The organism is Methanospirillum hungatei (assembly GCF_020216685.1).
Lineage (GTDB): Archaea > Halobacteriota > Methanomicrobia > Methanomicrobiales > Methanospirillaceae > Methanospirillum > Methanospirillum hungatei_B.
Window position 1 is genome coordinate 1 of sequence record NZ_JAIWNS010000016.1, and the last position, 10,000, is coordinate 10,000.

Annotated in this window: 10 protein-coding genes and 1 pseudogene; 7 read left to right on the forward strand and 4 right to left on the reverse strand. The window is 49.6% G+C overall.

Annotation, left to right across the window (positions count from 1 at the left end):
- The 3 genes and pseudogenes from LDL35_RS00920 to LDL35_RS00930 form a co-directional block, all read right to left on the reverse strand.
- A pseudogene (locus LDL35_RS00920) lies at positions 1–614 on the reverse strand (methanogenesis marker 3 protein); the annotation flags it as partial.
- 11 nt (positions 615–625) lie between these two features.
- Positions 626–2,230, reverse strand: a complete 1,605-nt coding sequence (gene atwA, locus LDL35_RS00925) for a methyl coenzyme M reductase system, component A2 (RefSeq protein WP_304018580.1) — start codon at positions 2,228–2,230, stop codon at positions 626–628.
- Positions 2,231–2,321: 91 nt separating this feature from the next.
- Positions 2,322–3,143 carry an HAD family hydrolase gene (locus LDL35_RS00930; protein ID WP_304018582.1) on the reverse strand — a complete coding sequence of 274 codons (822 nt, stop codon included), beginning with the start codon at positions 3,141–3,143 and terminating at the stop codon, positions 2,322–2,324.
- A gap of 118 nt (positions 3,144–3,261) precedes the next feature.
- Here LDL35_RS00930 and LDL35_RS00935 point away from each other — a divergent pair, with 118 nt between their 5' ends.
- The 3 genes from LDL35_RS00935 to dapF are packed head-to-tail and all read left to right on the forward strand — an operon-like array spanning position 3,262 to position 6,253.
- Positions 3,262–4,218, forward strand: coding sequence for a ribose 1,5-bisphosphate isomerase (locus LDL35_RS00935; RefSeq protein WP_304018584.1), 957 nt, complete (start codon positions 3,262–3,264; stop codon positions 4,216–4,218).
- A gap of 1 nt (position 4,219) precedes the next feature.
- Positions 4,220–5,419 (forward strand): RuBisCO large subunit C-terminal-like domain-containing protein, encoded by a 1,200-nt coding sequence (locus tag LDL35_RS00940; RefSeq protein ID WP_304018586.1) that lies wholly within the window; start codon positions 4,220–4,222, stop codon positions 5,417–5,419.
- Between the two features lie 9 nt (positions 5,420–5,428).
- On the forward strand, positions 5,429–6,253 hold the full coding sequence (dapF, locus tag LDL35_RS00945; protein WP_304018588.1) for a diaminopimelate epimerase: 825 nt from the start codon (positions 5,429–5,431) through the stop codon (positions 6,251–6,253).
- On the opposite strand, the gene LDL35_RS00950 is transcribed toward dapF, so the two are convergent.
- Positions 6,225–6,941 (reverse strand): hypothetical protein, encoded by a 717-nt coding sequence (locus tag LDL35_RS00950; protein ID WP_304018590.1) that lies wholly within the window; start codon positions 6,939–6,941, stop codon positions 6,225–6,227. The two genes, dapF and LDL35_RS00950, sit on opposite strands and share 29 nt — an antisense overlap.
- Positions 6,942–7,044: 103 nt before the next feature.
- On the opposite strand from LDL35_RS00950, the gene LDL35_RS00955 reads away from it, so the two are divergent.
- The 4 genes from LDL35_RS00955 (at position 7,045) to cbiB (ending at position 9,967) form a co-directional block, all read left to right on the forward strand.
- Positions 7,045–7,782, forward strand: a complete 738-nt coding sequence (locus LDL35_RS00955) for a lipopolysaccharide assembly protein LapB (RefSeq protein WP_304018592.1) — start codon at positions 7,045–7,047, stop codon at positions 7,780–7,782.
- Positions 7,783–7,845: 63 nt separating this feature from the next.
- The gene (locus LDL35_RS00960; protein ID WP_304018594.1) at positions 7,846–8,859 is read left to right on the forward strand and encodes an adenylosuccinate synthetase; all 1,014 of its coding nucleotides are present in this window, start codon (positions 7,846–7,848) and stop codon (positions 8,857–8,859) included.
- Entirely contained in the window at positions 8,856–9,032 is a 177-nt protein-coding gene (locus tag LDL35_RS00965) for a methytransferase partner Trm112 (RefSeq protein ID WP_011449283.1), read from the forward strand. Before LDL35_RS00960 ends, LDL35_RS00965 begins: the two co-directional genes overlap by 4 nt.
- Before the next feature lie 14 nt (positions 9,033–9,046).
- Positions 9,047–9,967, forward strand: coding sequence for an adenosylcobinamide-phosphate synthase CbiB (gene cbiB, locus LDL35_RS00970; RefSeq protein ID WP_304018598.1), 921 nt, complete (start codon positions 9,047–9,049; stop codon positions 9,965–9,967).
- The last annotated feature ends 33 nt before the right edge of the window (positions 9,968–10,000 follow it).

The following is a 10,000-nucleotide window of genomic DNA, read 5'->3' on the forward strand; positions in this document are numbered from 1 at the left end:
TTTCCTTCTGCCTGGACCCTGATATGGGTGACGATGTGCATTCCTTCTTCAAGAACAACTGAACCATCCGTTGTTGTTCTGGCGTCAGTTGACTCAGCAAACGAAATAACCGGCTCAATGGAGAGAATCTGATCCACATCACTGAGCCGGTCCAGAACACCCATCCCGGAGATGACTTTTGCAATTATCCCGTTCTCTGCCGGACCGCCATGATCTGCTGCATGTGTCTTTTTACAGAATATCAGAAATGACCGTGCCGGATCGTATCCTCCACACCCGAGTGCCAGATCCCCGCGTTCATACCGGGAAGGTTTTCTGGAAGGAGTAAAAGACGAGGGGAAAGGACCAAAACTTGCAACCTGCAGATCGTGCCAGCCTGATTGGATACCAAAAAGACCGGTCAGGATCTCCCCCGCACGGGTCCCGGGCATAGTTTCCACAACCACTTCGCCGGCGGTTGTTTTCATAAGAAATTCTTTCGTCTCTGCCTGACTGACGGTGACCGGCCGAATTATGCCAATGCTAAGACTCCGGTCACGATCCGGCAGGAGATCATCAATTGTGAATCCGTCTGGTACTGTAGTGATCGTTCCATCAAAATGGATTGTGGGCATTGCCACTCCTGTTACTCTTGTGCCATCCGTTCCCGTTCCTGCTCGGTAATCTCTGCAAGTACCTCAGCAGTCGGTCCAATCTTTACGATCTTTCCAAACCGCATAAGGGCACACCGGTCACAGATGTCCCTGACAAAATCCATGTCATGTGAGACCACGATGAAGGTCTCTTCCATCTCTTCCCGTGCGTGCATGATGGAATGCTTGACATCGACCTTGGTAATCGGATCCATCGTCCCGGTTGGCTCGTCTAATACAACAATATGTGGTTCACGAATAAGAACCTGAGCCAGAGCAACCCGGTGGCGCTCACCCTCACTCAGAGTTGACGGAAGACGTTCCAGTACCTCACGAGCTTTCTCCTCAGTAAATCCTGCCATCTTCAGAGTTATGATGGCTTTGCGCATTGCAAGTTCCTTTGGAAACTCAAGCCCGATTGCATCGGTCAGATTATCGAGAATGGTCCGGTGGGGGAAGAGATCATACTCCTGGTGCAGAAGACCAATATACTGTTTTGCCCGTCCACGAAGGTCAAAGCCGGGTTTTGTCATATCAACCCAGTCTTCTCCGACAAGAACATTGAGTTCACCGGCTGTCGGTTCAATAACACCTGCTATCATCTTGGAAAGAGTGGTCTTCCCGGCACCTGATGTTCCGATAATTCCAAAGATCTCCTTGTGATATACTTCAAACTGGACCGAATCAACGGCTTTTATAAGCCCCCGATCAACGGAGATGTACCGTTTTGAAAGTTCACGTGTCTTGAGGATCTCCTTGCCCAGTTCAATCTGACAGAACTTTTCAAGGTCAGAAAATCCTGCCATAAAGACCTCTATAACCTCATCAGGAGTCCCTATCTTTTTTATAGCCCCATTTTCAAGGAGAATGGCTCTGGTCACCACATCCTCAAGGATCTGGGTGAAGTGAGAGGTTACAACCATGGACATATCCGAAGCTTTTGCAGCAGCTTCAAGCATATTATGAACAAGATTTGCCGTTTTGGGGTCAAGAGTTCCTGTCGGCTCATCGGCAAAGAGACAGAAAGGTTCCTTTGCAAGCTGACGTGCCAACACCACCCGTTGTTTTTCCCCCCCGGAGAGATCTCGTGCGATATGCATCATCCGGTGTGAGAGATGGACCTGATCAATAAGATCTGCAGCACGACCTACAGATTTTTTCGGAGGATATCCGATATCCTCAAGGGCATGGAGAACATTATCAATGACCCGGTCGTTCCCATACAACGCAAAAGTCCGCTGAAACATGATCGCATTTCGTTTCATGATCCGTCGTTTCAGCGCTTCATTTGCGGGATCCCAGAAATCAATATCCTGGGGAGTCATTGTCCCGCCACACACCGGACATGGCTCTCCTGCCTTACTCTGTATCCCGACATATTCACATGATTCACAAAGAGCCATGTGGTAGATGATCTTTCCAGAGGTGGGAGGCTGGTCCACACCCCTGAGCAGGTGCATGAGTACTGTTTTTCCAGCACCGCTCCTGCCGATGATACCGAGTATTTCTCCTTCCTCAAGCGTGAAGGAAATATTTTTCAGGACCTCCTTTCCGTCGAAGGCCATAGTAAGGTTATCAACCGTGATCAGGGGTCTCATCTTGCAAACACCTTTCGTAACGTATGGTTAGCACTAATGCGTATTACATCTTTATTTCTGCATGTGAATTTTCACGATCGGCAAATGCCCTTCAGGATTCCGACTTTTCAAGAACATCATACACAATATCAGGAACCATCCGGAGGTCACGAATGCAGTAATCGGCCTCGGAGACCAGTTCATGAGGTTTAACTGAAGGTTGTTGTTCACTCAGAATCGCAATGTCTGCAGCACGCATTGCTTTCAAATCATTGATGGAATCACCCACCATCACAACAATATCGTACTGCTGTTTCAAATCACGAACAATCTTCTCTTTCATCGCAGGAGTTGCCACCCCGAACACCCGGTCCCGAGGGATACCCAGATAATCTGCCATGCGTTCCAACTTCGCCTCCCGGTCCCCTGATGCAATGTAGGTAAAGACCCCCCGGCGATGTAGAGCACTGATGGTCTCCTGTGCACCTGGAAACGGAGTTCCCCCTGTCGTCACACAGAATTCAATGATCATATGGCCGGTATGAACGATGAGGCCGTTATTTAATGCAACTATCTCCTGGTCCCTGATTTCAGACCAGATAAACCGCATACATTCCTGCATATCCCCGATTTTTGCCTGCCTGTCATCATGCAGGATGGTTTTCACAGCTTCTTTTTCAATAACCTTCCTGGTGCAGGAGATTCCGAATGCGATATCGTGATCCCTGATGAAATCTGAAACCAGAAGGTCAGGAGCTGCCTTCATAAAATCACGGGAATGACCATGCAGAACGCATAATACGCGATCAGGATCTGCATAGGTAAGCATGGTGGTCTCAACGTCTACGAGCAGTTCACCGGTCTGTATATCCTTTGCAATCCGGTACGTCCGCAACAAAGTGCCGGCACTATCAAACACAACAGCGACGTGCATGAAGGCTCTATCAGATAATACAGAATGAGAACAGATAATACCTGATGGCCGGTTTTAGGATATGCAAATACCAGAGATATACCAAGAATTATACAGATAAGAAAAGATAACAAGAGATATGACGCTTGAAGAGACTGCAGAAAAGATCAGATCCATGGAAATAAGGGGGGCTGGCAGGATTGCAAGGGCTGCTGCGAGAGCTCTCTATGAACATTCCATAGACGCAGAAATCGCAGATCTCACCCAATACTGTCAGAGGATGTATGCAGCTGCAGACCTTCTTGTTTCAACACGACCGACTGCAGTCTCACTTCCCAATGCAGTCAACCTGGTCATGAAGCCACTGAAAAATGAATCAGACCTAAAGACCGCCAGACATAATCTCGAGGAACGGGCCCTTGCATTTGTTAAACGTTCTGAAGAGGCAGTCTCCCGGATTGGGACCATCGGAGCCAGACATATCAGGGATGGTGATGTGGTCCTGACCCATTGCAACTCAGAAGCTGCGCTTGCCTGCATTCTCAAGGCCCACCAGCAGGGAATGAATATCGAAGTCTATGCAACGGAGGTCAGACCACGCAACCAGGGGCATATCACCGCCAAAACCTTATCTGATGCAGGCATAAAAACGAACTTCATCGTTGATTCTGCAGCCAGATATTTTATGAAAGAGGTGGACATCTGTATTACCGGGGCAGATGCAATCACGGTCAATGGTTCGGTCATAAACAAGATAGGGACCTCACAGATAGCTCTTGCCGCCCATGAAGCACGGGTGAGTTTTGTGGTTGCAGCGGAGACATACAAATTCGCCCCCTGCACAATTCTTGGAGAGCGAATCCTCATAGAAGAGCGTTCACCAGATGAGATACTCTCCGGAGACATGAGAAGACAACTTCCGCATGTCACCGTGAGAAATCCTACCTTTGACATTACACCAGCCGATTATGTAGACCTCATCATCACTGAGGCCGGAGTCTATCCCCCGGAGATGGCATATACCGTCATTAAAGAACAACTTCACTGGGATACCGAGGATATGAGTTCAGAGCTACCCTATTGCGAGGAAGAATAACATGACCGACGTTATAGCAACATATTATTTCAGACCACGGGAAGGAGTCACTCCTGAATGGGCTGCACAAGCGATCGCAGAAGAACAGACGACCGGAACCTGGACCGACATCTCCACTCGGCAAACCTATGTCCATTACCTTGATGGTGTTGTGGGGGAGATTCGCCCTATGGGTGGCGGATACACCTGCACAATTCGGTATCCGGCAGAGATCTTTGAACCAGGAAATATCCCCCAGTACCTCTCGGTTCTTGCAGGCAACCTCTTTGGCCTCTCACGGATAGCAGCAGTACGACTGATGGATGTGGAGTTTTCGCGCGACATTGTCCCCTTTAAAGGACCGAAATTCGGAATAGAAGGGGTCAGAAAACTGGCAGGCACTGTTGACCGGCCTCACGTAGGAACCATCATAAAACCGAAGGTTGGTCTGAACCCGAAAGATACGGCCGCAGTCGCATATGAGGCTGCAATAGGTGGCGTGGATCTTATCAAGGATGATGAAACCCTGACTGATCAGACATTCTGCCCTCTTGGCGAACGGCTTCCTCTCATTATGGAACAACTTGACCGGGTGAAGAGTGAGACCGGACGGAATGTCCTTTATGCCGTAAACATCTCTACTGCAGGTGACAAAATCGTCCAGCGGGCACGAGAAGCGGCGAGGATGGGTGCAAACATGCTTATGATTGATGTCATCGTGTGCGGGTTTGATGCCGTCAGGGCAGTCGCACAAGAGCCTGGAATCAATCTGCCCATACACGTTCACCGGACCATGCATGCGGCAATTACAAGAAATCCGGAACACGGGATTGCTATGCGCCCCATATGCCGGCTTGTGCGGATGCTTGGCGGGGACCAGCTCCATACCGGAACGGTTTCAGGTAAGATGGAGCACGATGTCACGGAGTTGCGCGGTGATAACCTGGCACTGACCGAACCGTTCTTTGATCTGAAACCAACCTTCCCTGTTGCTTCTGGCGGACTCCATCCGGGAGGGGTCCATAAAGAGGTCAGCATGCTCGGACGGGACATCATTCTCCAGGCAGGCGGAGGAATTCACGGCCATCCGGACGGGACACGGGCAGGTGCAACAGCAATGAGACAGGCAGTTGACGCCGCCGTTGCCGGTATCTCCCCGGCGACATATGCAGAGGATCATCCTGAGCTGAAACGGGCACTGGATAAATGGGGAATTGCATAACTACTATACATGGAAATACCATTTGTCAAACTCCACGGAAACGGGAATGACTTTATCCTGATCGACGAGTACGCAGGTGAAAAAATACCTGATGATATGAAAGGTCATTTTGCTGCAGTGTACTGTGACCGGAAGTTCGGGATTGGCGGGGATGGTGTTCTGTTTCTCCTGAAATCGGACGATGGTATCAGGATGCGCCTCTTCCAGCCTGATGAGAGTGAGGCAGAGATGTGCGGAAACGGCATCAGGTGCCTGGCCAAATACGCCTTTGATGCCGGGTATGTGAAAAGCCCCTGTACTATCCAGACTCTTGCCGGACCGGTCATGGTCAGGATGGAGTATGATGAGGACGGGGACTTCATGGCTGAAGTGGAGATGACACCACCCATATATGAGAGTCCGGGGATACCGGCCAAAGGGAAAGGTGACTTTCATGAGATAATCAACGGGTACGAAGTATTTGCCGTCAATACCGGTGTCCCTCATGCAGTCATCTTTGTCAGGGATCTCGACACCCTTGATCTCATAAAAATGGCTCCTCCAATCAGGCACAGCCAGTTCTTCCCATCCGGAGCAAACGTGAATTTTGTAGAGATAACCGGAGAAAATTCGATCCAGATCCGGACCTTTGAACGGGGTGTCGAAGCAGAGACGCTCTCCTGTGGGACCGGTGCCACAGCCTCAGCTGCAATCGCGTACCGTCTCTCCAAAACCGGCCCTGTTGTCGAGGTGGAGACTATCGGCGGGCCTCTTACCATCACCATAAAAGATGGAGCCTTTATGAAAGGTCCCGCAGATACAGTATTTACCGGGACGCTTCATCTGGATGGGTAATTTCCCCTCTGTTTTTTCCACAATACCCTGCAATTTTTCCAGCCGTAAGTGCCAGAAGTAAAAATCCGCATACAGCACCGATCATGAGCAGGACTGTCGTCAGGGAGGATGACCCAAATGAACTCTCTCCCCCGCGGATAAGAAGTAAGACGCCTTCAGGTATCGCTTTTGCAAAGGAACTGTGAAGGAGAGCAGGATCATACACTGCCGTTCTGCCTGCCCATCCGGAGAGGTGCAGACTTGTCCCAAGCATGATCCCCCCGGTCATCAGCAGGGCGGTTGTTCCACTTAAAATATCCATTATCCCACCTTCAGAGGTTACCAGTTCCTGAAACAGGTATCCTGCCTGATGACCCAGGAAGAGGAGAAGAAAAAACTCTGCGGGCAGAAAGAGAGATGATGCCGCCGGCCAGACAGATACCCAGAATGTCTCTGTGGCAATCAAAGCCAGTATGCATGAGAGTAAAAACCTCCGGCGGTTGCCCCTCATACCATATATGCCGGTGATAAAGAGAAGTGTGAGGAATATCAGAATTACCGGCCGTGATGATGGGTCAGAGGGCAGGACTGGCACAATGATTACCATCGGAATAAGTGCAAGGAATAGTATCGGCAGATCATGCCAGACTTTTCTGCTGCCTTTCGATGTATCTCCATACGTATCCGGATTTTGCCGGATGATATCCATAACAGTATTTTTCCCTCTCCGGTGATGAACCACACGGAAGAATTGATGAATATCTTTAATGCACTCCGCGGGCAATCATGTGATACCGGAATCAGGATGATCTATGGTCGATACTATCAGTGATAAGGAGGCAGAACGCTGGAAGTCTGAAGGTATCCGCTATGCCACAAATCAGAAATTTGAAGAAGCAATTCAGTATTTTGAGAAGGCATCCGCACTAAATCCGGTTGATGAGGATATATATTTCCAGAAAGGCCTTGCGTATATGAACCTTATCCGGTACCAGGAAGCAGTTGAGGCCTTTGAGGAAGCCCTCAAATTAAACGATAAAGATCCCCGGTACTGGCTCTATATGGGAATTAACTACTTTTTTATGGGCCGGTATAGTAAGGCAATTCCCTGTTTTAACATGGTCCTTGAGATAGATCCGACCAATCTTCATGCATTAAGCAACAAAGGTTCTGCTCTTGCAGAGATCAACAGACACCAGGAATCTGTCGAATGTTTTGACCGGATACTCGAACTCATACCTGGCGATGTCAATGCACTCTTTAATAAAGGGATCAGCCTGATGAAACTGAATGACTATAAATCTGCAATCGGATGCTTTAAAGAGATACTAAAGCAGGATGCACAGGACTCCGATGCATGGTTTGAACTTGGAAACTGTCTTTCAAAGACTGATAACTGCAAAGAGGCAATCAAGTGTTTTGACCGGGTTATCAGGATTGAGCCTAACCATGCGGAAGTGTATGACGCAAAGGTGGAATGCCTCCGGAGTCTTGGCCTGAATGATGAGGCAGATGAACTCATTGCAAAACGCGAGATGGACGACTGGTAAGGTCCATCGATCACCCGATAATCTAAATCTTTATTTCTCCCGTTCTCCTATGCAATAGGTTGGATGAGTTGTACAATAATCGTGGGCGGGAACTTTGGTGATGAAGGGAAAGGAAAGATTGTTTCTCATGTTGCTCACCAGGATCGCCCGACAATAATCACACGGGGAGGGGTTGGCCCGAATGCGGGACATACTGTCATGGTCGGCGAGAAAAAATTCGGCGTCCGCATGTGTCCGTCAGGATTTGTCTATCCAGATGCCAGACTGATGATCGGAACCGGTGTGCTCGTAGATCCGCGTGTATTCAAGCATGAGATCGAGGTTCTCGGAGTTGAAGGACGGATATTCCTGGATAAGCGATGTGCTATCATTGAAGAAGCACATATCCAGGAGGATAAAACCAATACGCACCTTTCCAAAAAGGTCGGATCAACCGGTACCGGATGTGGCCCCGCAAACCGAGATCGTGCCATGCGGGTTGCAAGACTTGCGCGTGATATTCCTGAGCTGAGTTCATATCTTGTGGATGTGCCACTTGAGGTGAATACCGCTCTTGACAAGGGTGAGAATGTGGTGATCGAAGGGACACAGGGCTTTGGAATCTCCCTGTACTTCGGCCATTACCCGTTCGTTACCAGTAAAGACACCTGTGCTGCACAGATGGCGGCAGATAATGGCGTCGGGCCGACCAGAGTGGATGATGTCATTGTTGTGTTTAAGGCATTTCCGACCAGAGTAGGAGAAGGTCCGTTCTCAACTGAGATGTCCAGTGAAAAGGCACATGAAAAGGGCATTCAGGAGTTTGGAACGGTTACCGGCAGAGAACGGCGTATCGGGACATGGGACGGGGAGATGGCCAGATATGCTGCTATGATAAACGGATGCACCCAGGCAGCTATCACCGGAATTGACCACGTGGATCCCTCCTGTTTTGGTGCAACCCAGTACTCACAGCTGACAAAGACTGCAAAGGATTTCCTAAAACAGGCCGAAGATGACATCGGGGCACCGATAACACTCATCTCAACCGGACCTGAACTCTCCCAGATTATTGATATACGGGCTGAATACGAATGAAACGCGAATTATATGATATACTCTGCTGTCCGGTCTGCAAGGGTGACCTTGAACTGAAAGTGACAGAAGAGAATGACATTGAGATCATCACCGGCTCACTCATCTGCCATGCCTGTTCAGTTACATATCCGATAGAAGACGGGATTCCAAACCTTCTTCCCCAGAACATCTAGAACATCTGACACCGATGATGATCCAACTACCGGTCCTTTTTTTTGCACTCCTGATCGACCGGGTGTGCGGTGATCCGAAGACCTCACTCCATCCGGTGGCCCTGATCGGCCAGGTCATTGGCTGGTGGGGAAGACCGGAACGATACCCGGAGCATTGGCACAGGTTTATTGGTGTTATCGGATGGGTGGGAACAGTAATTCTCTTTACTCTGCCTTTTGCTCTCTTCCAGATGGCTGCACCGTGGTATGTATACCTGATAGCCGGCCCGTTTCTCCTCAAGATCTGCTTTGCCTGGAGAGCGCTGGAAGAGCATGCCAGGGCGGTCGCACAGGCAGCATCCAAGGATGAACGGGCACAGCAGGCCTCTCTTTTAGTCTCACGGGATACGTCAGTCCTGACCGAGGAGCAGACCCTCTCTGCCGCCTATGAGTCGGTTGCGGAAAATCTCAATGACAGCATCATCGCCCCCCTCTTCTGGTTTCTCATCCTTGGCCTTCCGGGTGCTGCAATGTACCGGGCGATCAATACCATGGATGCCATGCTGGGGTATACAGATAAGCGGAAAGACCTGGGATGGTGTGCAGCCAGAATGGATGATATCTTCTCCTTCATTCCGGCACGAATATGCGGCCTTCTCCTTTTCATCCTGTATGCCTTGAAGGGAAGAATCAGACCAGCATACGCAATCTTCATTCGTGACCGGAAAAAGAGACCAGGATTTAACGGAGGCATCCCCATGTCTTTGATAGCCGGAGGGGAGGGGATACTCTTTGAAAAACCCGGAATGTACCGGATCGGAGAGGAGATTGTGACCCTTCGGGAGGCTGGTCCCTCGATAATCCGGACGGTTCGTCTTTCAACCCTCCTTTTTTGTTTGTTTGCCGGTATCGCACTAGTATTATTGGACGGTGCACCCAACATATACGGAATATGATACTTGAAGACCTCCGGTTCGGCACCGAACTTA